Genomic DNA, 22,856 nt, shown 5'->3' with positions numbered 1-22,856 from the left:
TAAGAAAATGAGTAGAATCAAAAAAATTCTTATCGCCGTTTCCTTCCTTCTGTTGGTATTTTCTCTCGTCGCTGTTGCGAGAATTCTCTTGCAGAATTATGATGAGCAACGGAAAATCGAAGAGCTGACCAGAGTATGGGAGAAAGAGTCGGACAAAGGCGTTGGGGAGGCACTGCCCTCCCCTACGATCACGAAAACGCATGAGCCGGTCATGCTCCCCGAATTTCAAGAGCTATACGAGAGAAACCCGGACATCGCCGGTTGGCTGAAGATTGACGGTACTCGAATTGAGTACCCGATTATGCAGAACCTACAGGATGCGGAGTACTATCTCAATCATGATTTCGATAAAAAGAAAAGCAAAAGCGGCCTCCCTTTTTTGGACGAGCACAGCAGGATCAACGGTTCGGACATTTTGTTGATTCACGGGCATCACATGAAAAGCGGCACGATGTTTGCAGATTTGTTGGAGTATAAAAAAGAAAGCTTTTATAAGGAGCATGCTGCGTTCGAATTCAGCACGCTTTACGAAAGGGAAGAGTATGAGATTGTTGCCGTTATTCTGTCAAAAGTTTATCGCAAATCGGACGACGTGTTTAAATATTACCGGATTGAGAAGGCAAGTACGCCCGCCGAGTTCGATTCGTATGTTCAGAACATCAAAAAACTCGCTCTTTACGACACGGGCGTGACAGCCCAGTATGGCGACAAGCTTATTGTACTGTCTACGTGCGAGTACTCGACCGAAAACGGTCGGTTAGCGGTAGTTGCCCGAAAGCGTACATGACGATGTTGAAACAAGGAGTCAAGCTGCTTTATATCACGTTCTCCCTTGGAGGACGTGATTTTTTGTATAGGTTTACCTTTTTCCTTGAAAATTGAGAATCTTGAACAAGGACATCAAAATTCGCCGTTAGAGTGATACGCTGAACCGTACCATAAAAGGGCAAGTTTTTTCGTAGTTCCTTGCGGGGCATGGGTTTGTAAATTTTGTGAGTAGGATTAGGGCCGAGGAAACGCTGGAGAGGTTCATTAGGTCATCGTTTTTTGGGTGGTCCGGCACAGATCATGGCCACCTTCTCGAAAGAATAGGCCAGGGGCTTTTCCGGGCTATTCCTAAGACATCTGTACAAAACAAGTATCCGCGGCGGCGTGCTGCAGCCAGTTATTTTCACAATGCGCCAGTAAAACGCGGAAAAGGATCGTCGAATGTACGAGCGACCCCAGACCATAAAGGGTGAAGGGCGAGGGATACTAATGTCTGACAAAGAAAAGCCAGCCCTGTTCACCTTGTCGGTGGAGGGGGCCGCGACGACCAGATACTGTCGTAGCGTCTCGTCGAAATCCGGTTCAATGTATTATGAAACAACCTCAAATTTCAAGGTGTTTCGTTTGACTACGATATATTCACCTGTTGATTTATTCATGACTTGAGACACTTCCTTGGTATGCATTATCTCAAACCAATCATTTTGTATATCCACCAATAATTTTACTTCCACATCACTTTCTCCATATTTTAAACCACTATAAGATAATTTCGTCATTGTCATCGTCATCATTCCTTCATATTTTTCTTCACATCTCTTTATGGTACTTGAAACGGTAATAAGTGTTATATCCAACGAAAAGCAGATAGGCAAAAACCAATAGCAATACCATTATTAAATCTATAGCCATCAAGGCAAATGTTGTAATTAAGGCTCCAAGCACAAAAACCATCATGTCATATGCTTTCGCTTTTGCCCGATTAGCGATTGCCAAATTACGCTCATCTTTCATTTCAATCTCTAGCTGCTTCGCTGCGGCGGGATTTTTCTTCTTAGCGCTTCGGATGACTATTTCTCCCATACCGTGACCGAAAATACCACAGCCAAGCCCGACGAAGATATAAGGCAACGCGCGCAGCATTCCTTGTGGATCTTCAATTGTTTTGATGAAATACAGACCAACTGCAAGTAGTCCCACGCCTACAACGGTAATAAAATAAGACGAAATAATTTTTTTCATACATTTTCATCCTCCTCATAAATAAAGATTTCTTCGATACTCATACCGAAAAAACGAGCAATCTTGAACGCTAAAAGGATCGATGGGTTATAACGTCCGTTTTCCAGCGAACCGATCGTTTGTCTTGACACTTCAAGAGCCGTTGCTAATTCTTCTTGCTTAATTCCGCGTTGCTTGCGGATTTCTTCTAAACGGTTGTTCAATGCGGTTACCCTCCTCATGGAAAGCTAGCTTTCCACAAGGGAAGTATATCGTGCAACGCAATCGATGTCAAGTGTACTTTCCATTTAACCGCATGAAGTTCTTTTCATTATAGAGAGCGCGCTCCATTCCCTCTTGACAGCCGGATGGAAGTGGCGTATTCTAATGTCAGTAACCACTGACAGACACATGTTTGCGAGAGGATTTTGAAAAATGGATGACAGTAAGCTGGGGGTTAGCGACAGGCTGTTATTGGCTGCGATCAATTTGATCTCGGAGAAGGGCTACAATGGCGTTACCACGCAGAAGATCGCCGCGGCCGCCGGATTAAGCGAAAAGACGTTATTTCGCCATTTCGGCAGCAAACAGAAACTCCTTGAATCCGCCTTTGACCGGTTTCACTATGCCGAAGAGATGCGGAAATTTTTCGAGGAGAAGCTGGTTTGGGAGTTGGAGATTGACCTGCTCACTGTCTGCAGGACGTACCATGAAATCATGAACCGCAACCGGAAGTTAATTCAGATCAGCACGAAGGACGAGGCTCAATTGCCTGGGTTTAAAGAACGGATTCTGCAGCACCCGCTACAGCTTCTGGAGTTTCTGACGGACTACTTTATCGGTATGGCTGAGAAAGGGAAGATGATCTGCACAAATCCAAGGATTCAAGCGTTTACGTTCATGATGTCGCAATACGGTGCATTCGTCAACGATTTGGAATCCGGGAAGAACTATCCGAATATCGAGCTGGAAACTTTCATGCAGGAGAGCGTGAAAATATTTGCTAGGGCTTTTAGCACCTAGCAAAATTTTTAGCCAATTTGTCAGTAAGTACTGACAGCCATTTCTATATGGAGAGGATGATTCAGATGACATTTGAAAAGAACAATTATGATGCCGCCGTGATCGGCGGGGGACTTACCGGACTGACGGCTGCCGTTTATTTGGCGAGGGCAGGGAAATCCGTCATCGTTTTTGAAAAAGAAAGCAGGTTGGGAGGTCTTGCGCAGACGGCAAAGATGAATGGTGCGCTATTTAACCTGGGTCCTCATGCTATGTATGAAGGAGGAGCCGCGCTTCGCATTCTAAGCGAGCTTGGCTGCCTGCCAAAGGGAGGCTACGCGATCAAGGGCAGCATGATCGGGATTATGCAAAGGAAAATCGTGGAGCTGCCGAACGATGTAACCACGGATGAAAATAAAGAGTGGAGCAGCCTGATGGGCGGTTTGAGCCAAATCGAAACCGAGTCGATACGATCGATCAGCGTAGAAGAATGGGCGAACAAAAACATTCGTCACGAGCGTGTTCGTCTCTTCTTCCATGCCATGTGCCGGCAATGGTCCTACTGCGGTGATATGAGCGTACTTAGCGCCGGATTCGTGATCCAGCAAGGTCAGCTCGCTGGTAAAGGCGTACGTTATGTGGAGGGGGGCTGGCAGACAGTCGTAGACGATTTGCGCGATGCGGCTGCCAAAGCCGGCGCTGATATTGTTGTAGGTAACGGCGCCCGGCAAATCCTGATCGAGAACGGACGCGTCCAGGGAGTTAAGCTATCGGATGGTGCAGAAATCAAGGTGTCTAGCGTCATCTCAGCAACAGGGCCGCATGAGGTATGTCGGCTCGTGCAAGGCGCAGGGGGGATGTCGATCGGTAGATGGAAAGAAGAATCGCAGCCTCTCTATGCCGCATGTCTGGATGTGGCTTTGAAACAATTCCCGTACCCGGAGCGTGTGTTTGCACTCGGATTAGATGAACCTCTCTACTTCTCGAAGCATTCGGGGCCTGTCACATTGAGCGACAACGGCGCACTTGTACTGCATGCAATGAGGTATAACGATAACGATAACTTGAGAGATGCAAGGGTGGACGAGAAGTCGCTGACCGATCTCTTGGATCTTTTGGAGCCGGGATGGGAGAAGGAAGTCGTTGCCATGCGTTTTTCTCCTAATGTTCTCGTAGGCCACGATTCACGCACAATACGTCACAATGGGGCGGGACCGGCTCCAAGCCCAGTCGTTCCGGAGGTTGCGGGTCTATATGTCGCCGGCGATTGGGTAGGAGCAGAGGGGCGGCTTGCCGATGCGGGCATGGCCAGCGCCAAGCAAGCTGCCGAAGAGGTGCTTCGCTATGCCAAATAGTGCATCAACCGGGACGAAGCTCGCCTATTTGCTCGCTGTACTAAACGCTGTCGTCATCGGGATCTCGTTCACGTTCGTCAAAATGACGCTGGACTATACAAGTCCGATCGATTCCTTGACGTTTCGATTTGCCGCAGCATTTGTCATCCTCTCCATCCTGGCGACGTGCGGGTCGTTCAAGCTGAACTACCGGGGCAAGCCGCTTCGTCAATTGTTGCTGCTGGCAAGCATGTATCCGATTGGATTCTTTATGCTGCAAGCGTTCGGGCTGCAATATGCCACTTCTGCAGAAGGGGGGATTATCAACGCCTTTACGCCGGTGGCGACGATGGTTCTCGCTGCCGCATTTTTGAAAGAAGCTACATCCTACTTGCAAAAGCTTTCTACCCTGTTGTCCGTTTTCGGCGTTCTATTTATCTTCATCATGAAGGGAAGCAGCATCGATTTATCCAACATGAAGGGAATTGCCTTGCTGCTTATGGCATGCGTGGTTTTTGCCGGATACAGTGTGCTCTCCCGTTCCATCTCAACGTTTTTCAGCCCGGCGGAGATCAGTTTTTTCATGGTGGGGGTTGGATTTGCAGTTTCTCTGGTTCTATCATTAGCTATCCATTCCTCTGGTGGAACGCTAAGCAATCTTGTTAAACCGCTAGTGGACGTTACCTTTATCATGCTGATTGTATACCTTGGCATCGTCCAAATCGTCACCGCGTTGATGGGAAGCTATATTCTATCCCGTATTGAGGCTTCGAAGATGGGCGTGTTTATCCATTTATCTACCGTCGTATCCCTCGCTGCAGGCGCTTGGGTCTTGAAAGAGAGTATAGCCTGGTACCATCTACTCGGTTCAGCATTCATTATCGCTGGAGTGATCGGAACGAATTTTTTGGGGCGGAAAAAGGCTGGTCAACTAGCGGCACCCGCAAAACTACACTAGCACCAAATTCCAGGACCGAGAGCTTGAGCTGGTAGCGGAGAGGATTGTGAGTACCTGGAAAGCGGCTGTTGGATTTTAAAGTAATAAATAAGAAAGGAGCTGCCGCGGCAAGCTCCTTTCACATTTTTAGCCGATATAGCGTGTAAGGGGAACCGTACCAAAAGTGAGAACACACCCCACAACTATTCCACTTCGAGCGCCTTCACGGTTTCTCCCTCAATTAATACGGGCTGGTAGTAGGTGTTGGCGGGCAAGTCTTTTTTGCCCTGTAAATTCTTAATAACCCAGTCCGCCGCATCGCGTCCCATTTGTTCTTGGGGGTGCGTCAGCGTCGTTAGTTGGATGTTCGCGTTCTTGGCGATATATGAATTGTCCTGACCAATGATGGATAGCTCGTCCGGAATGGAGATTCCCATTCTTTTGCAGACATGTACGACTTCCAAGCCGACCTCATCGTTGTAACACACAAGCGCAGTCAAATCATCCCGATTGTCGTCCAGAAACTCTTCCAGGTTGGCGGACAGGTCCGGCTTCGTCTCCGTATCGAAAGAGAGCAAATGCTCGGGGTGGAACCGTAATTTGGCCTCCCCAAGAGCCTTGATATAACCCTTCATTCTAAACTTCCCTTGTAAATCATCCATTTTCGCAATGATGCCGATCCGGGTATGTCCTTTGGCAATCAGCTCCCGGGTTGCGAGATAGCTGGATTGCACGTCATCCAGACAGAAGAAAGGAACCTCCAGCTCTTCATAATAGGCATTGATCATCGCGAACGGAACATCCTTCTCCTTAAAAGACAGGTAGTAGGCGATATTGGGGTTGTATACATTACTTCTGGTAGGTTCTATAATCAGTCCATCCACGCCGTAGGACAGCATCATTTCCAACGCCTTTTTTTCCTGTGCGATATCATTATTGGTACTGGCTAACAGCAAGGAATAGTTATCTTCATTTAATCGGCTTTCAATGCCGCGGATAATGGAGGGGAAGATGTAATCCGAGATATAGGTCGTAATGACGCCGATTGTTTTATTCATGGTTTTCCCGCCTGGTCTGGACAGGTATTGGCCGCTGACGTAAGTGCCGGATCCCTTCTCGCTTCTTAGGAACCCCTCGTTCGATAACGCCAGAATGGCCTTTCGAACCGTCTGCCGGCTAACGTTGTAGCTGTCCTGCAAAGCGGACTCCGAAGGGATTTTCTCGCCTGATTTGTACGTTCCCGAGAGGACATGACTTTTGATATCATCAATGATGATCTGGTACTTTGGCTTCATGCAATCCACTTCTTTCATCGTTGTTCGGAAAGTTGTACGTACACATTTTAGCATGAATTGCATGAAATGCAAATGCAGCGACATGTATTTGCGGTTTCAACGGTACAAATTCCACTCTTATTCTCAGAAATACACATTGATGAGACAACCAGGGATGGCATTGCGACTTATGTTAGTATAACTATCAGACTATATTGACAAATGTACGTACAGAAAATATACTAAGGCTGTCAGTAAGGGAAAGCGCCTTCTTTTAACCGGAATCTTCCGGTTTTCTCATCGAGCGACCGGTTCGATCGGAAGCTGCTATTATACGAATCGTATTCGGCTGGGTTGTGTCACGAAATGAGATCGCGATTTGAGCGATATCATTTCTGTGCAAATCACGAAATGAGATCGAGATAGGTGCGATTTCATTTCTGTGCAACTCGCGAACAGAGAGGGGAAATACGTGATCATGAATCATGCGGACTTGAAAGAAGCGATAACCAAGGGCGAAACTTCGCTGGGTATCGAATTCGGATCTACGCGGATCAAAGCGGTGCTGATCGATCGTCGTTTCGAGACCATCGCATCGGGAAGCTTTGAGTGGGAAAATCTGCTGAAAGACGGTTATTGGACGTACAACCAGGAGGATATTATGAAAGGCCTCCAAACCGCTTATCGTGAAATGAAGCAGGAAGTGGAACAGAATTACGGGGTCACCCTCCGAACAGTCGGTTCGATCGGTTTTTCCGCTATGATGCACGGCTATATGGCATTCGACAGCACGGGTGAGCTGCTAGTGCCGTTTCGGACTTGGCGCAATGCAACGACCGGTGCTGCAGCAAGGGATCTAACGGACTTGTTCCAGTTTAATATCCCCGAACGCTGGAGTATCGCCCATTTGTACCAAGCGATATTAAACGAAGAGGAGCATGTGCCTCGCATTGATTTCGTAACGACGCTGGCGGGCTATATCCACTGGCTGCTGACCGGCAATAAAGTAATCGGCATCGGAGATGCTTCCGGCATCTTCCCTATAGATGAATCAACCCATAATTACCATCCAACGATGGTCAAGCAATTCGATGAATTAATCGCGGCCAAAGGCTATCCGTGGAAGCTTGAGGATCTTCTTCCCAAAGTGCATCTCTCCGGCGTGCAAGCTGGCGAGCTAACGGTAGCGGGAGCCGCCATTCTGGACCCGGCCGGGGATCTGCAGTCCGGCATTCCGCTATGTCCTCCGGAAGGCGATGCCGGCACAGGCATGGTTGCCACGAATAGCGTCAGGAAGCGTACGGGAAACATTTCCGTGGGCACTTCCGTTTTTGCGATGATTGTATTGGAGAAAGAATTAGCCAAGGTTTATCCGGAGATTGATATGGTCACGACGCCGGACGGCAGTCCGGTCGGCATGGTGCATGCCAACAACTGCTCCAGCGATCTCAACGCCTGGATGGGACTGTTCCGAGAATTCTCCGAAGCCATGGGATTCCATGCGGATTCCGGCAAATTGTTTAGCGTGCTGCTCAATAAGGCATTGGAAGCCGACCCGGATGGCGGCGGTTTGCTTAGCTACGGTTATCTATCGGGCGAGAATATTACGGGAATCGACAAAGGCCGGCCGTTGTTCGTTCGTTCGCCGGAAAGCAACTTTAATTTGGCCAATTTCATGCGAACGCACTTATTCACGGCTTTCGGAGCATTGAAGCTCGGAATGGACATTTTGACCGAAAACGAACAGGTGGCCATTGACAGCATCCTGGCTCATGGCGGCCTCTTCAAAACCCCTGTCGTTGGACAAAAAGCGTTAGCCGCTGCGCTGAACGTACCGATCTCGGTCATGTCGACGGCCGGCGAAGGCGGGGCATGGGGCATGGCGCTTCTGGCTTCTTACATGGCGGGCAAGGATCAAGATGAAAGTCTGGAGAACTTCCTCGAGCAGAAAGTGTTTAAAGATGCCGAAGGACAGGAGATTGCTCCGGATGCAATGGATGTCAAAGGGTTCCAAGCATTCATCAAACGATACCGAGCAGGGCTCGCTATCGAACAAGCCGCTGTAGACCATCTGCTAGAGAACGGGAGGGACTAACGTTGTTAGAACAACTGAAAGAAGAGGTATACCAAGCGAATCTGGATTTGCCGAAGCACGGACTCGTGAAATTCACTTGGGGCAATGCGAGCGCCGTCGATCGGGAAAGCGGCCTGTTCGTGATCAAACCGAGCGGAGTCAGCTATGAGAAGATGAAACCGGGCGACATGGTCGTTGTGGATCTCGACGGCAATGTGGTCGAGGGAGAGATGAGACCTTCCTCCGATACCGCGACTCACGCCGTGTTGTACAAACACTATCCGCAAATCGGCGGCATCGTGCATACCCACTCGACGTGGGCAACCATCTGGGCGCAAGCGGGACTCGATGTACCCGTCATGGGGACGACGCATGCGGACACCTTCTATGGCGCAGTGCCTTGCGCAAGGTTCTTGAACCAAGAGGAGGTTGACCGGGGATACGAAGCGGAGACGGGTCGCGTTATTATCGAAACGTTCGAGAAGCGCGGACTGGATGTCATGGCGATCCCGGCTGTCCTGCTCCAGGGACATGCGCCTTTCACTTGGGGGAAAGACGTGAAGTCGGCGGTCGTGAACAGCGTCGTGCTGGAGGAAGTGTGCAAAATGAATCTGTACGCGCGGCAATTGAACCATTTTGCTAAAGAACTGCCTCAAGGCATTCTGGATAAGCACTATCTTCGGAAGCACGGGAAAGATGCCTACTACGGGCAGAAGTAATAGTCTTAGCCATTATATAATAAAGAAAAGAGGATGATGAAGATGTCAACAACAGCAGCTAAACAGTTTTGGTTCGTCGTAGGTTCGCAGCATCTGTACGGGGAAGAAGCGCTCGCTGAAGTGAAAGCCCATGCGCAGACGATGACGGATGCCTTGAATAATAGCGGTGTGCTCCCTTACCCGCTTGTCTTGCAGGACCTGGCTGTCAGCGCGGATAAAATTACAAGCATCATGAAAGAGGTCAACTATCGCGACGAAGTAGCGGGTGTCATCACGTGGATGCATACGTTCTCGCCTGCGAAAATGTGGATTCGCGGTACGAAATTACTGCAGAAGCCTCTGCTCCACTTGGCAACCCAGTTCAATGAAAGCATTCCTTGGGCAACGATCGACATGGACTTCATGAACCTGAACCAGGCCGCTCACGGCGACCGCGAATACGGCTTCATCAATGCCCGTCTGAAGAAACAAAATAAAATCGTCGTAGGCTACTGGGAACGTCCGGAGGTGCAGCAGCAGCTTGCGGATTGGATGGACGTAGCGGTTGCCTATAACGAAAGCTTCAATATCAAAGTCGCCCGTTTCGGCGACAACATGCGCAACGTTGGCGTAACGGAAGGGGACAAGGTCGAGGCCCAAATTCAATTCGGATGGACCGTGGACTACTTCGGCATCGGCGATCTCGTGCAGTACGTGAATGCCGTAACGAAACAGGAAATCGATGATCTGATGGGTCAGTATTCGGAGCTCTACGAATTCGATTACGGCACGAACAGCAAAGAGGCTTGGGAAGCCAGCGTCAGAGTCCAAGCAAGCTATGAAATCGCGCTCAAACGTTTCTTCGAGGAGAAAGGTTATAATGCCTTCACGACGAACTTCGAAGATTTGCATGGCATGAAACAGCTTCCCGGTCTTGCCGTCCAACGTCTGATGGCGCAGGGCTACGGCTTTGCCGGCGAGGGCGACTGGAAGACGGCCGCGCTCGATCGCTTGATGAAAGTGATGAGCCGCAATCAAAACACGGGCTTTATGGAGGATTACACCTACGAGATGGCGGCCGGTCAGGAAGCTATCCTGCAATCCCATATGCTAGAGGTAGATCCGTCCTTGGCATGCAACAAGCCGAAAATCATTGTTTCCCCGCTCGGAATCGGCGATCGCGAAGATCCTGCGCGTCTCGTATTCGACGGCAAAGCCGGCGAAGGCGTCGTCGTATCCATGGCGGACTTCGGCACGCATTATAAATTGCTGATCAACGAGGTTTCCGCATTCGAGCCGACGGTTCCGGCTCCTAATCTTCCTGTCGCTCGCGTCCTATGGACGGTGAAGCCGAACTTCCAGGATGGAGTGAAAGCTTGGATCGAGAATGGCGGCGGCCATCATACCGTTGTTTCCTTGAACCTGACGACAGACCAAATCGTAACCTACGCCAAGCTGGTTAACTTGGAATACGTCGTCATTAAGTAATCCGTAAAGAAGGCGGACTCGGGACAATCATGGGGCCGCCTCCTTGAGCAAAATGTAAAAACCGTTTCTTTGGTAAAGGGGTGATTCCATTTACCAAGAAACGGTTTTTTTGTTTTTCAGAATAACCTCACGGAAGGAATTGATTGGTTTCACTAATAAGAGCACCAATCCGGTGCTCTTAATTTTTCGCTTTGTGGATGTTACGGTGAACCGTATCATAAATGACGGCTAAATTTTAGTCCGATACGAAAAGTCTCGTAGGCACTCTAAATGAAGTAACATATGATTCCCGTGTCTGTTCATTCATTTAGTATTAAGGAAGTGAATCAAAGCGGTATTGAATTCTTCAGGGTGAGTCGCGTTCAAACCGTGCGGTCCGCCTTCAATTACGACGAGCTGACTGCCTGCAACAGCTTCGTGGGAAAGTTGAGCGCTTACCTCAAGCGGTACAATCGCATCGGAATCGCCATGGATAACAAGCAATGGGATATCAAATTTCGCCAAATCGCCACGGAAATCCGTCCGGCCGAAGGCATCAGTACAATCCAGCGTCCCCTTTGGCGAAGCATAAGAAGCAATATCAAGGTTGTAAGCACGGAAGGACTCGCTGACCAAGTCGGTTCTATCCCCTGCTTTAAAGAAATTGTGAGTGAAGCCGTCAAGGAAGGCGACACGGTCTTTTTTCAAACCGTCTTGGAAGCCCTTAATGGTGGCTTCATCCAGACCGCCTTCCGGATGCTCGGCGGATTTGTAGAAGAACGGCGGAACCGCAGCAGCCAACACGGCTTTTTTGACACGGCTTGTTCCGTATGTGCCAACGTAACGGGCAACCTCTCCGCCACCCATCGAAAATCCGACCAGTGTCACGTCCTTGAGGTCTAGATGTTCAATTAGCTTGTGGAGATCCATTGCAAACGTATCATAGTCGTAACCGTTCCACGGTTGAGAGGATTGTCCGAATCCGCGGCGGTCATAGGTAATCACGCGGTAACCTGCATCGATGAGCGCTGGAACTTGACTCTCCCACGAGCGCCCGCTCAGCGGCCAGCCATGGATCAAAACTACAGGTTTGCCTGCGCCAAGATCCTCAAAATATAATTCAATGGGTTGACCGTTTTCTGTTCCGACTGTTAATTTAGCCATTAGACTTCACTTCCTGTCTCTTTTGGTATGAGTATTACTCGTGGCCACCAAACATCGTTTGAGCATACACAATACCCGTACCGTAGGCACCACCGTGTTGCATAGCAATCTCCAAGACTGCATCATACGTTTCTTGATGTGCCCAATCGCGTTGATACTCAAGAAGAACAGACATCCAAGTAACGGGAATTGCTCCCGCTTGTATCATGCGTTGAACGGCCATGTCATGTGCTTCCGTGGTAGTCCCACCTGAAGCGTCCGTTACAATGTACACTTCATATCCATCTTTGATGGCTGAAACTGTAGGGAAAGCAAGACAAACTTCCGTCCAAAGAGCTGCCATAATCAGCTTCTTGCGACCTGTTTGTTTCACAGCCGACACGAAGTTTTCGTCTTCCCAAGAGTTCATGTTTGTACGGTCAATCGGTTTTTGGTTAGGAAAAACGTCTTGAATATGCGGATGAATAGGACCTGAAAATGATTCAGCAGCAACAGTTGTAAGAATGATTGGTGCATTGAAAACTTTAGCCGTTTTTGCAAGTGCAACCGTATTGTTAATGATAGTTTGGCGATCAGCACTTTGTACACCAAATAGCATTTGAGGCTGATGGTCTACAAGAATAATAGCTGAGTTTTCAGCCGTAAGTAAATCGGACTTTCCATTAAACATACAATAATCCCCGCTTCCCCTATTTTATTGCAACAGGTCCATAAAATCGTAAATCCTGCTGCATGTATCTAGTCTATTGAAATGTAATTGTGCAAACAATCTTCATTTTTCTATATAATGCATAGGGAAAAACTATACATATCAAAAGTTTTACAAATTATTTGCATAAGCAATTCCTATGGCTGCTATAGAGAAAGCCTTATTGCTAGTAAGAATGCTGTTTTATAAACTTATGAATAGAAGGCTAGCTTGTAAGAACAAAACAACTGAAAGGGCTGAAGGAGGATATGACGATGTGGGGCACTATGTTTCTAGCTTTAGCTACTGGTATTGTAATTGGCGTTGTTTTTCAATCGTTTCGGATCCCCTCTCCTGCACCGCCTTTTTTGGGACTGATTGGTCTCCTTGGTATGTTTCTAGGGCAGAGGTTGATTCCATGGATAAAACTTTGGTTTAGCCACAACTAACACAAAAAAATTTCAAAGGAGAACTAAATCATGTCTGAGAAAACAAAAGTAGATGAAGCTAGTTTGGTTATTCATAATGCCAGTATCGTAACGATGGACGATTCAAAACCTGCAGCATCGGCAGTTGCAGTTAAGGATGGCAAATTTCTGGCTGTGGGAGATGATGCCGAAATCATGAAATATGTTGGATCATCCACACAGGTTGTGAACGCAAACAAACGAATGTTAATACCGGGCTTGAACGATTCCCATATTCATCTCATTCGTGGCGGTCTTAACTATAACCTCGAGCTTCGCTGGGATGGGGTGCCATCAGTAGCGGATGCATTGCGTATGTTGAAAAAGCAGGTTGATCGTACACCAGCACCTCACTGGGTCCGTGTTGTAGGCGGATGGACAGAGTTTCAATTCATGGAACGCCGGATGCCAACTCTAGATGAAATCAATCGAATTGCTCCAGAAACCCCCGTGTTTATCCTCAATCTTTACCGCCAAGCTTTTTTGAACAAAGCTGCCTTGCGAGTAATCGGGTATACAAAAGATACACCTAATCCACCAGGTGGAGAAATCCAAAGGGATAGTCAAGGTAATCCTACAGGAATGCTCATCGCTCGGCCTAATGCAACTATTTTGTATGCAACCTTAGCTAAAGGGCCAAAACTCTCATACGAGGACCAAATGAATTCAACCCGACTTTTCATGAGGGAATTGAATCGATTCGGAGTTACAAGTGTTATTGACGCTGGAGGGGGCTTTCAGAATTATCCCGATGACTATCAAGTGTTTGATGAACTTGATAAACGTGGAGAAATTACGGTTCGCACTGCGTATAATTTATTCACTCAGCATCCCAAGAATGAATTGAGTGATTTTAAAGCATGGACCGCTACGTCACAGCCTTATACGGGAAGTTCCTACTATCGCCATAACGGTGCCGGTGAAATGCTTGTTTATAGTGCAGCAGACTTCGAAGATTTTGTCGAACCCCGTCCGGAACTTCCAGCCGTATTAGAAGACGAACTATTCGAAGTAACTCAGCATCTCGTTCAACAACGCTGGCCATTTCGTCTTCATGCAACCTATGGAGAGTCGATTAAACGTTTTCTCGATGTATTTGAACTCGTGAATAAAGAGGTGCCATTTAAAGACTTACGCTGGATTCTGGATCATGCCGAAACGATTCATGAGGAGGATTTGGAACGGGTCGTTGCATTAGGAGGATCGATCGCGGTTCAAAGCAGGATGGCTTTCCAGGGTGAATATTTTGTGGATAGATATGGGGCAAAAGCAGCCGAAAATGCTCCTCCGATAACCAAGATGATGAAGTCCGGATTGCGCGTTGGTGTGGGGACTGATGCCACCAGAGTAGCTAGTTATAATCCTTGGGTAGCCTTATACTGGCTAGTGACGGGTAAAACACTGGGAGGGTTAACCCTGTATCCTGCTTCTAATCGTGTAGAGAGACACCAAGCGCTTCGGATGTATACTACGGGGAATGCATGGTTTTCAAAGGAAGAAGATGTGAAAGGGCAGATCAAGGAAGGTCACTATGCTGATTTTACCATTCTTTCTGAGAATTTCTTCCGTGTATCCGAAGAAGATATTAAGAAAATCGAATCTGTCTTTACAGTCGTGGGCGGTAAGATTGTCTACGGTACTTCCGAATTTCAATCTTTGTCGCCGGCAGCTCCCAAAGCGAGTCCAGACTGGTCTCCGCATAATTTCTTTGGAGGCTATTACAATGGGACCAATTATGGGGGAGGTTCAGGCGTCCATACACCTCAACAGGTCCATCTCCATCATAGGTGTAACCATAATCATGGTAGCGGTTTCTGTGACTTGGATTGCTTTGTCTTCTAACTAAAATAACCGAGAGGCAGGTAAGATCATCATGTCCGATGTTACGATCAAAGTCAACGATAATGGGCCATTACGAATAACAGGCTAAGAAGATCTGAAAACATGATATAAACCAAAGGCGATCTCAGCTATGCGAGATCGCCTTTCTGCTTACCGTTATTTCATTTGGCTTATAAATAATTCTAAACGTTAGTTTGCTTATGCTGATTGATCGGGGTAATGATTTTTTCCTTTTTCTCTAACCGAATATAGAATGGGACAACCGTGCTTAAGAGCAGTAATCCAGCCAATATTACGAAAGTGAACATATGACTAACGGTGCCGATCAGATAAATGGAGACGATGGGAGCAAGTGAAGCGCCAATGAAAAGCATAAACATATGGAAAGAAAGAGCGCTAGCTCTTAACTCACCAGCCAGAGTACCTATTAATGATATCAAGGCGGGAAGGGCCATCGCGATGCCAGCAGTAAAAACAATACTCGCTAAGATTAAAAATGCGAGGTTCTCCCAGACGCCAACCAGACCAAGTCCAATACTGGCCAAAATCAAACCACACCATAGAACATTTTTAACACCAATCTTAGCGACTAACCTCCCATCAAACGGGGAAATGAACATGCCGATGATACCAACTGCACGAACCCATAGAATTTCCTGATGGCTTAGACCGAAAAGAGAGCTGCTTAGAAAACTTCCAAGCGTGGAGAAGAACCCGACAAGTGAAATAAAGAGAGTTGCTGAAATGATGTAACAGAGTGGCAACCCTTTTTTCTTGAAAATACCCCCAATATGCCTAAAGGGAGTGAAGAAGCTGCCTACCGGCTTCTGGGTTTTATCGTTAGGTATAAATATTGCAATCAAAATAAATGAAACAAAATACACTGGACCTAGGATATAAAATACATAGTTCCAGCTTAGTTCCAATACGACGATGCTGCTATAAATCTGTCCTACAATACTGGCCATTAAAAAGGCGGTGCTTATAAAGCCGAGGATCGTTACCCTTTTATTCGTTGGGAACATCTCTATAGCATAGGCTAACACTGAAGGCGGAAACATGGATGCTGCCAATCCCTGAAGAACCCTTAGAACAATAAGCCATTGAAACTCATCAATCGTTCCGATAACAAGAGTTGTAGCTGTGAGCAAACATAACCCCGATATCATCATTTTTTTTCGTCCATAGCGATCAGAAAGACCACCGAACAGGAGTCCTCCACCAGCAAAAGCAAAAGAAAAGGCGCTGCCCGCCCAGGCTGCTTTGGATGATGAAATCTGGAATTCGTCCTCAAATACAGAGAGCAGGGGTAATGTTAAATAAACCGAAGAGACAACAATCAATGAGCAGAAGAATAGAATAAGGGTCATGAGTTTATAACGCGGTGCTATTGACTTCACGGGATTAATCAAAAGTGAGCCCCCTTTTTTCAGAGTGTTCCTCTTTTTTTATGAAACGTACTCTCATTCAAATTCTCCTTTGTATTTGGTCAGATTTATCCAGTCAAGGAGTCTAAGTTAACGAATTTCCAAAGGCTAGATATGTAACACCATCTTATAAACATTGGTTCGGACGATCAATATCGATTTTTCTATGTTTCATATAGCCTAATCTTATATTTAAAATCCAGTTTGAGAGTCTGAAATATTCAAGTATACACAAATTGGTTGCCGTGCTATAGTAGTTCCTTGAAATCGACGTTAGATTGGAAAGGAGCTTTTTATGTCTGATATAATTACGCAAGTGCTAAACACACAGATAGCGAATTGGAGTCTTTTGTTCACCAAACTCCATAACTATCACTGGTATGTTAAAGGTCCACAGTTCTTCACTTTACATTTGAAGTTTGAAGAACTATATACGGAAGCTGCGCTTCATGTGGACAATCTTGCCGAGCGGTTACTGGCATTAGGCGGCAGCCCCGTAGCGACTTTGCGTGAAATTATTGAAACCGCAACGGTAAAAGATGCAGTGGGTAATGAGAGCGCAACTGAGATGGTTCGCACGCTTGCAGCTGATTTTGAAACTATTGTTAATGAGCTTAAAGAGGGTATGAGTATCGCTAACCGTGAGGGTGATGAGACAACCGGAGATATGCTCTTGGCCATTCATAGCTCACTGGAAAAGCATGTATGGATGTTGAAATCATTCTTGGGTTAATCTTGATCCGTTTTCTAATCTGTTAGGTTATCGCAAAAAGCCGGGGAAAATCACCGGCTTTTTTGTATGTGGACTATAGTGATTAATGCGAAAGATATAGTAATTAGCTATACAAGTATAGAAATAATGGAATTGTTCGTTGTTGCACTATTCTATATGATTTGAATCAGGAGTAGGTTCAGATATTAGAAAAATCGAAAATTCAAAAAGAAGGAGTGTTTCGAAAGATGAGTAATACCATAAAGAAAACGGTTGGCATCCATCATATTACTTCTTTCGTACAAGATCCGCAGAGAAATGTAGATTTTTATGCTGGAGTCCTAGGCCTTCGTCTTGTAAAAAAAACAATTAACTTTGACGCACCCGAAGTCTACCATTTGTACTTCGGCAATGAAAAAGGCAGCCCTGGAACCATTATTACGTTCTTCCCGCACGAACATTCTCGTAAAGGCCGCATAGGAGGAGGACAAGTAGGTACAACAACATACGCAGTACCAATTGACGCACTTGATTTTTGGAAAGGACGCCTCGCAGCGTTCGATATTTCTTTCTCAGAAAGCACCCGTTTTTCCGAGAACTATATCGAATTTCTCGATCGTGACGGTCTGCAGTTAGAGATCGTTGAACGGGAAGAAGGAGCTCTCAATACATGGTCATTCGGAGGTATTCCAACGGATAAGGCTATCAAAGGATTTGGGGGCGCGGTACTATACAGCACTGCATCCACAAAGACCATGCAGGTTCTTGAGGACGTTTTAGGTCTTGAAAAGGTAGGGCAGGATGGTGACTTTATTCGCTATAAGGCTGAAGGAGACATCGGCAACCTCATTGATGTGAGTACGGAGCCCATGGAATGGGGGATCCCCGGTGCAGGCACCGTTCACCATATCGCGTGGCGAGCCAAGGATATCGAAGACCACAATGCTTGGAGAAGCCATGTGGAAAGTAGCGGCTTTCATCCTACACCGATTATTGACCGCCAGTATTTCCATGCTATCTATTTTCGTGAACAAGGCGGCATTTTGTTTGAAATCGCGACAGATCCGCCAGGGTTCGCAAATGATGAGCTTGAAGATCATCTGGGCGAGGCATTAATGCTGCCATCATGGTTTGAAGACAGCCGTGCTGAAATTGAAAAGAACCTGACCCCTATTCAAGTACGGGAATTGGAGTCAATCAAGCAATGAAACATATTATCGAAAAGATTCAAGATCGAACCTGGCAACATTTCTCTTAGAGGTGCGATTTTATTCCATCCCATGGTTCCTCGTCGCGGTGTAACACTGCCGGAATTATCGCAAACACCTATATTCATTGGTGCTGGAATGAATGATTCGGTATCCCCTCCGCATGAGACAAAAGAATTACTAACGCTATTGGAAGGTCTTAAAAAAGTTAGTTTTCCTTGCAGGTCATTTCTTCACCACAATGGGAGGATATCATGGGCAAAATTGCAATATTTGGGTTCGGACGAATCGGTCGGCAATTACTTAGAGCAGCACTTCAGGAGAGGCTCTTTGTACCGTATTCTATCTCTGATATTAAAGATGAATCTACACTTGCGGCGCTTTTTGAGGTTGACACGAATTACAAGCGTTGGCAAGAAGCGGTTTCCAGTCAAGAAGGAGCTATCATCATAGGCGGCCGAGAAATCCGGTATTTGAATTCGTCCAGCGAAGTTCCTAATTGGAGAGAATTGGGTGTTGAGTTGGTGATTGACTGTACGGGGCGTGCTGTAACCAGACCTGTTGCACATTTGCACTTGGATCGTGGCGCTAAGCGAGTGCTTGTCAGCGGACCTAGTAAAAGTCTCGAAGATTGCGACGCCGTATTACTTAAAGGGATTAATCTGGGCAGCTTCGATCCGGATAAGCATAAAATTATCAGTATGGCGAGCTGTACAACCAATGCGCTGGCACCAGTGGTGAAATTAGTTAGGGAAAATTACGGCCTTAAATATGGTTTGTTTTCAACGGTTCATTCGTATACCAATACACAATCATTAACAGATCAGCCTATGAAGGACCGGCGTGATTCTTGGGCAGCAGCTGAAAATATTATTCCATCATCTTCGGGAGCAGCAAAGGCTCTCAAGTTTATTTGGAGTGATCTCCAAATTACTGGAAAGGCCTACCGAATCCCAACTCGCACAGGCAGCATTGCTGAGCTTAATCTGATAACAGAGATATCATGCTCCGTTCAGGAGATCAATGAAATGTTCCGCCTTGCTGCTAAGGAAGGTGAGCTTAAGGGAATTCTAAACATATTGGAGGGTGAATGGGCCTCTTCCCGTATTGTAGGAGATCCTCATTCATCGATTATTGATCTGCCATTGACGCAAGTGCAGGGCGAGCTTGTATCCGTAGCCGCTTGGTATGATAATGAGTGGGGTTACGCTTCTCGGCTAGCTGAAGTTGCTGCTTTTCTTGTTTCGAGATAGTTTGATACGAGCATTAAATAACGCAATAGGGAGTTCTTATACGATGTAGTCGATCGAATGACCCTATAGTTTAAACCTATAGAACGTATAGGAAAAATAGAATTGATCGATAGATGTCGATTTCATACTATAAAGACAAGAGTTCTATTATTCAATATAAAAGGAGCTAATAACCATGAAAAAATTACTTTCAAGCCGCATTACAACTCTAGCACTTTTAACTGCTGTCGTATCGACAAGCGCATTCGGATCGATTCTCATTGCAAAGATGGAAACAGTTGGTGCTAGCTCACCTGCCATTAAGGCAAAGGCGGTTCCGTCTTCAAGATTGCTGACGCCAACGAACCATACCTTGCTCATGATCGACCACCAACCGCAAATGGCATTTGGTACATCATCGATTGACATCCAGGAATTGCGCAATAACGTGACCGGACTTGCCAAAGCAGCTAAAGCTTTCAAGGTGCCGACCGTTCTGACTACTGTTGCTGCAGAGTCGTTCAGCGGACCGATTTTCCCGGAAATCCAAGCGGTATTCCCTGAGCAGAAGCCAATTGACCGCACAACAATGAATGCTTGGGAAGATCAACGAGTTGTTGATAAAGTGAACAGCTATGGTAAGAACAAGCTTGTCGTTTCCGGTCTATGGACAGAGGTTTGCGACTTATCAGCTGTTCTTTCCGCGATCGATCAAGGATATGAAGTATACATCGTAACCGATACTTCAGGCGGTGTCACAGAAGAAGCGCACGATATGGCCATCGAGCGCATGATTCAAGCGGGCGCCGCACCGATCACTTGGGAACAGTACCTACTGGAACTGCAACGCGACTGGGCACGTTCCGAAACGTACAAAGCGACAACAGATATTGCTAAAGAACACGGCGGCGCATACGGTCTAGGTATTATTTACTCGCAAGAAATGTTCGGCGGTAGTGAGGGACATTAAGTAGATGAAAAGTGATACCAGTCCAAGTAAACGAATGGCTGGACGAATACAATGACTATATGCTGTAAAAGAAGAGCCTGCTTCCTAACGAGAAGCGGGCTCTTCATATTTTCAGACTACACGCATAGTGTTCCCAACGCACCAACCCTAAAATCTAGCAACCTTCACCTGAAACCTAGCGGATATATTAAATGGCAGGTTTCTTCTTATAATGTTTATATAGCACATCACCCCGAATGCACCAGAAAGGCAATACCCATCAAGGCGGCTATCGCTCAGCTTTTTTCCAATGTCAATTCTAAGGAGGGGCATATCACTCGCAATGAGGAACGATTTTTTTATTCGAAATAACTTTATAGCTATTACGAATGATCAGTTGGGTTGGAACGGATAACTAAGGGGGGATACATTATGGAATTGCGCCAACTTGAATATTTTATTCAAATATGCAAATCGGGAAGTTTCACCAAAGCTAAAGAAGAATTAGGTGTGACTCAGCCTACACTAAGTCAGCAAATTCGGGTTTTGGAAGACGAGTATAATATTCAATTGTTCGATCGGGTAAGTAGGGGAGTTGAAGTAACGGAAGCGGGAAAAATTCTCTTGAATAAGGGTAACGCTATTATGGATCTTCTTGAAGGGGCGCGAAATGAAATATATGGCCGAAACAATAAATCCGGAGAAACAATTTCTATTGGATGTTGTCCTGCTGAACTTGAATATCTTGCTCCTTACTTCATGAGATTTCACCAAAAGTACCCGAATATTTTATTGAAAATTATCGATGCAGAGGATACCGAGAATAAAGTTTTGGAACAAAAGGTAGACATTGGAATCACTGCATATCCGATTTCTGACGCTTCGATCATTTCGACTCATTTGTATAAACAAGAAATGGCGCTATTGATTCACTCCGAACATCCTTTGGCCGATAAATCTTCGATTTCATTTCGATCTTTAAAGCAAATGAATTCGATCATGTTCCGAGAACAAAACAAATCATTAATTGAAATGTATTGTCTCTCTTGTGGGTTTACCTTGAAGTCGATAATAGAAACGTCCTCCACTTCAGTATTGATTCATTGGGTTCGTCGTGGACTTGGAGCAGCTCTTATACCAACATCGTTGCTCGAAAGTCTAAGGGACGATTCTTTGTGCATTGTAAAATTAGAAGGCCATATTCCTTGTTGGGATATATCTCTTGTATATCTTAATGCCGTTACTATGAGGTCCAGTGTACGCATATTCATTCAAGAGATGGATTCATATGTAAGTGAGGTTGAGGTGAATCTTTCATGTTCAGGCAATTAGAATGTTTCATTCAAATTTGCAAAGAAGGAAGTTTTACTAAGGCTGCAGAAGTTTTAATGATTTCTCAACCTACTATAAGTCAACAGATCCGCTTTCTAGAGGTAGAAGTTGGAAGCCCTTTGTTTGAGAGAGCGGGTAGAGGGGTGAAAATTACAGCTGACGGGGAAATACTTTACGAAAAAGCTCTTTCCGTAATGAGGCTCATTGAAGAATCGAAGAAAGAAACTTACGAGTTGCGCAATGCTCGGGCTCGGGTAAATAAACTTTCGATAGGCATCTCGCTTATGGATTTTTTTAGTTTAATACCCCGTTTTTTGAAATTCCATGAACAGTATCCTGATTTTACATTAAAATTTTCCAGTGCAGAAAATACATCACAGCAATTATTGAATAGTAGTATCGATATTGGCATTACCGACAATCATGATCCAAACAAAGAAATTCATATGATGCACCTGTATAAAGAAGAACAAGCATTGGTCGTATATGCGGATCATCCATGGGCAGATCGAACCTTTGTTTCTTTTCAAGAGCTAGAAGATTTAGAAACTTCCTTATTTGTTGGGGACATAAGTTTAATCGAGCATCTTCATACATTCAGCGCTAAGATCGCCAAATCCTTGCAATCAAAGTTTGAGTCAACTTCCACGGCAATTCTTCTTTCTATGGTACTGCAAAAGATGGGGGTAGCTATTTTACCTGCTTCTTTAATTGAAAGCTTTTCTGGTCAGCAATTGAAAATGATTCGTCTCGTAGATCCAACGCCTGTTCGTGAGATCAAGCTTATTTTTAAAAAGTATCATTACAATAATCCTTCTGTTCAGAAATGTATCGATTTTTTTCTAGAACCCTCCAATCTATATTGAGTTATGGAAAAAACAGCTGCTATTGGCTGTCCATAGTTAACGAAAGCGAGTAAGACGAAGGAATATTTCCTTGTCGTACTCGCTTATTCGCGTTGGCGGCGCAGGAAATTTAAAATATAGTAACCCTATCATGAGCTCTTTCTATTGCGTGTAGGAAACGTTATACTAAATTGAGGGTTGTGAAGCGCCAGCCC

The 22,856-nt window shown here is 45.8% G+C and carries 22 protein-coding genes and 1 pseudogene; 16 read left to right on the top strand and 7 right to left on the bottom strand.

Annotated elements, in window-relative coordinates; translation table 11 throughout:
• Positions 1–7 precede the first annotated feature (7 nt).
• A complete protein-coding gene (srtB, locus tag H581_RS0102350; protein WP_028608612.1) occupies positions 8–787 on the top strand; it encodes a class B sortase in 780 nt (259 codons plus the stop codon).
• Positions 788–1,358: 571 nt separating this feature from the next.
• Here the strand turns inward: srtB and H581_RS0102345 are convergent.
• The 3 genes from H581_RS0102345 to H581_RS0102335 are packed head-to-tail and all read right to left on the bottom strand — an operon-like array spanning position 1,359 to position 2,213.
• On the bottom strand, positions 1,359–1,547 hold the full coding sequence (locus tag H581_RS0102345) for a hypothetical protein (RefSeq protein ID WP_028608611.1): 189 nt from the start codon (positions 1,545–1,547) through the stop codon (positions 1,359–1,361).
• 31 nt (positions 1,548–1,578) lie between these two features.
• Positions 1,579–2,010 carry a hypothetical protein gene (locus H581_RS0102340; protein ID WP_028608610.1) on the bottom strand — a complete coding sequence of 144 codons (432 nt, stop codon included), beginning with the start codon at positions 2,008–2,010 and terminating at the stop codon, positions 1,579–1,581.
• A complete protein-coding gene (locus H581_RS0102335) occupies positions 2,007–2,213 on the bottom strand; it encodes a helix-turn-helix transcriptional regulator (protein WP_028608609.1) in 207 nt (68 codons plus the stop codon). Before H581_RS0102335 ends, H581_RS0102340 begins: the two co-directional genes overlap by 4 nt.
• A 211-nt stretch (positions 2,214–2,424) precedes the next feature.
• On the opposite strand from H581_RS0102335, the gene H581_RS0102330 reads away from it, so the two are divergent.
• From H581_RS0102330 to H581_RS0102320, 3 genes are all read left to right on the top strand, one after another.
• Complete coding sequence (locus H581_RS0102330; protein ID WP_028608608.1) at positions 2,425–3,012, top strand: TetR/AcrR family transcriptional regulator; 588 nt, start codon at positions 2,425–2,427, stop codon at positions 3,010–3,012.
• Positions 3,013–3,077: 65 nt separating this feature from the next.
• Positions 3,078–4,346 carry a phytoene desaturase family protein gene (locus H581_RS0102325; RefSeq protein WP_028608607.1) on the top strand — a complete coding sequence of 423 codons (1,269 nt, stop codon included), beginning with the start codon at positions 3,078–3,080 and terminating at the stop codon, positions 4,344–4,346.
• Positions 4,336–5,283, top strand: coding sequence for a DMT family transporter (locus tag H581_RS0102320; RefSeq protein WP_028608606.1), 948 nt, complete (start codon positions 4,336–4,338; stop codon positions 5,281–5,283). Before H581_RS0102325 ends, H581_RS0102320 begins: the two co-directional genes overlap by 11 nt.
• 182 nt (positions 5,284–5,465) lie before the next feature.
• Here H581_RS0102320 and H581_RS0102315 read toward each other — a convergent pair whose 3' ends face one another.
• Complete coding sequence (locus H581_RS0102315; RefSeq protein WP_028608605.1) at positions 5,466–6,557, bottom strand: GntR family transcriptional regulator; 1,092 nt, start codon at positions 6,555–6,557, stop codon at positions 5,466–5,468.
• 457 nt (positions 6,558–7,014) lie between these two features.
• Here H581_RS0102315 and H581_RS0102310 point away from each other — a divergent pair, with 457 nt between their 5' ends.
• Genes H581_RS0102310 through araA form a run of 3 tightly spaced genes read left to right on the top strand, consistent with a single transcriptional unit; the run spans position 7,015 to position 10,796 of the window.
• Positions 7,015–8,631: a xylulokinase gene (locus tag H581_RS0102310; protein ID WP_028608604.1), complete on the top strand. Its 1,617-nt coding sequence runs from the start codon at positions 7,015–7,017 to the stop codon at positions 8,629–8,631.
• A 2-nt stretch (positions 8,632–8,633) separates the two neighbouring features.
• Positions 8,634–9,329 carry an L-ribulose-5-phosphate 4-epimerase gene (locus H581_RS0102305; protein WP_028608603.1) on the top strand — a complete coding sequence of 232 codons (696 nt, stop codon included), beginning with the start codon at positions 8,634–8,636 and terminating at the stop codon, positions 9,327–9,329.
• 42 nt (positions 9,330–9,371) lie between these two features.
• Complete coding sequence (gene araA, locus H581_RS0102300) at positions 9,372–10,796, top strand: L-arabinose isomerase (protein ID WP_028608602.1); 1,425 nt, start codon at positions 9,372–9,374, stop codon at positions 10,794–10,796.
• Positions 10,797–11,099: 303 nt separating this feature from the next.
• Here the strand turns inward: araA and H581_RS0102295 are convergent, their stop codons facing one another.
• Both H581_RS0102295 and H581_RS0102290 read right to left on the bottom strand, forming a co-directional pair.
• Positions 11,100–11,939 (bottom strand): alpha/beta fold hydrolase, encoded by an 840-nt coding sequence (locus H581_RS0102295; protein ID WP_028608601.1) that lies wholly within the window; start codon positions 11,937–11,939, stop codon positions 11,100–11,102.
• A 34-nt stretch (positions 11,940–11,973) separates the two neighbouring features.
• On the bottom strand, positions 11,974–12,609 hold the full coding sequence (locus tag H581_RS0102290; RefSeq protein WP_028608600.1) for a hydrolase: 636 nt from the start codon (positions 12,607–12,609) through the stop codon (positions 11,974–11,976).
• Between the two features lie 287 nt (positions 12,610–12,896).
• Here H581_RS0102290 and H581_RS36865 point away from each other — a divergent pair, with 287 nt between their 5' ends.
• A complete protein-coding gene (locus tag H581_RS36865; protein ID WP_028608599.1) occupies positions 12,897–13,076 on the top strand; it encodes a DUF1427 family protein in 180 nt (59 codons plus the stop codon).
• 30 nt (positions 13,077–13,106) lie between these two features.
• On the top strand, positions 13,107–14,936 hold the full coding sequence (locus H581_RS0102280) for an amidohydrolase (RefSeq protein ID WP_028608598.1): 1,830 nt from the start codon (positions 13,107–13,109) through the stop codon (positions 14,934–14,936).
• A 182-nt stretch (positions 14,937–15,118) separates the two neighbouring features.
• On the opposite strand, the gene H581_RS0102275 is transcribed toward H581_RS0102280, so the two are convergent.
• Entirely contained in the window at positions 15,119–16,348 is a 1,230-nt protein-coding gene (locus tag H581_RS0102275; protein ID WP_028608597.1) for an MFS transporter, read from the bottom strand.
• Positions 16,349–16,658: 310 nt separating this feature from the next.
• Here H581_RS0102275 and H581_RS0102270 point away from each other — a divergent pair, with 310 nt between their 5' ends.
• The 7 genes and pseudogenes from H581_RS0102270 to H581_RS0102245 all read left to right on the top strand — a co-directional run bounded on the left by H581_RS0102270 (position 16,659) and on the right by H581_RS0102245 (position 22,662).
• Entirely contained in the window at positions 16,659–17,096 is a 438-nt protein-coding gene (locus tag H581_RS0102270; RefSeq protein WP_028608596.1) for a Dps family protein, read from the top strand.
• Between the two features lie 227 nt (positions 17,097–17,323).
• On the top strand, positions 17,324–18,283 hold the full coding sequence (locus H581_RS0102265; protein WP_028608595.1) for a ring-cleaving dioxygenase: 960 nt from the start codon (positions 17,324–17,326) through the stop codon (positions 18,281–18,283).
• Positions 18,284–18,325: 42 nt separating this feature from the next.
• Positions 18,326–18,478: pseudogene (locus H581_RS38715) on the top strand (carboxylesterase); the annotation flags it as partial.
• A gap of 59 nt (positions 18,479–18,537) precedes the next feature.
• The gene (locus tag H581_RS0102260) at positions 18,538–19,536 is read left to right on the top strand and encodes a type I glyceraldehyde-3-phosphate dehydrogenase (RefSeq protein WP_028608594.1); all 999 of its coding nucleotides are present in this window, start codon (positions 18,538–18,540) and stop codon (positions 19,534–19,536) included.
• Between the two features lie 175 nt (positions 19,537–19,711).
• A complete protein-coding gene (locus tag H581_RS0102255) occupies positions 19,712–20,485 on the top strand; it encodes a hydrolase (RefSeq protein ID WP_425414569.1) in 774 nt (257 codons plus the stop codon).
• Between the two features lie 411 nt (positions 20,486–20,896).
• On the top strand, positions 20,897–21,796 hold the full coding sequence (locus tag H581_RS0102250; protein WP_028608592.1) for a LysR family transcriptional regulator: 900 nt from the start codon (positions 20,897–20,899) through the stop codon (positions 21,794–21,796).
• Positions 21,781–22,662 (top strand): LysR family transcriptional regulator, encoded by an 882-nt coding sequence (locus H581_RS0102245; RefSeq protein WP_028608591.1) that lies wholly within the window; start codon positions 21,781–21,783, stop codon positions 22,660–22,662. Before H581_RS0102250 ends, H581_RS0102245 begins: the two co-directional genes overlap by 16 nt.
• The last annotated feature ends 194 nt before the right edge of the window (positions 22,663–22,856 follow it).

The sequence above is a fragment of the Paenibacillus harenae DSM 16969 genome (genome assembly GCF_000422465.1).
Classification (GTDB): Bacteria; Bacillota; Bacilli; order Paenibacillales; family Paenibacillaceae; genus Pristimantibacillus; species Pristimantibacillus harenae.
The sequence above is the reverse complement of the archived record's forward strand: the minus strand, read 5'-3'. Positions and strand labels throughout refer to the sequence as shown.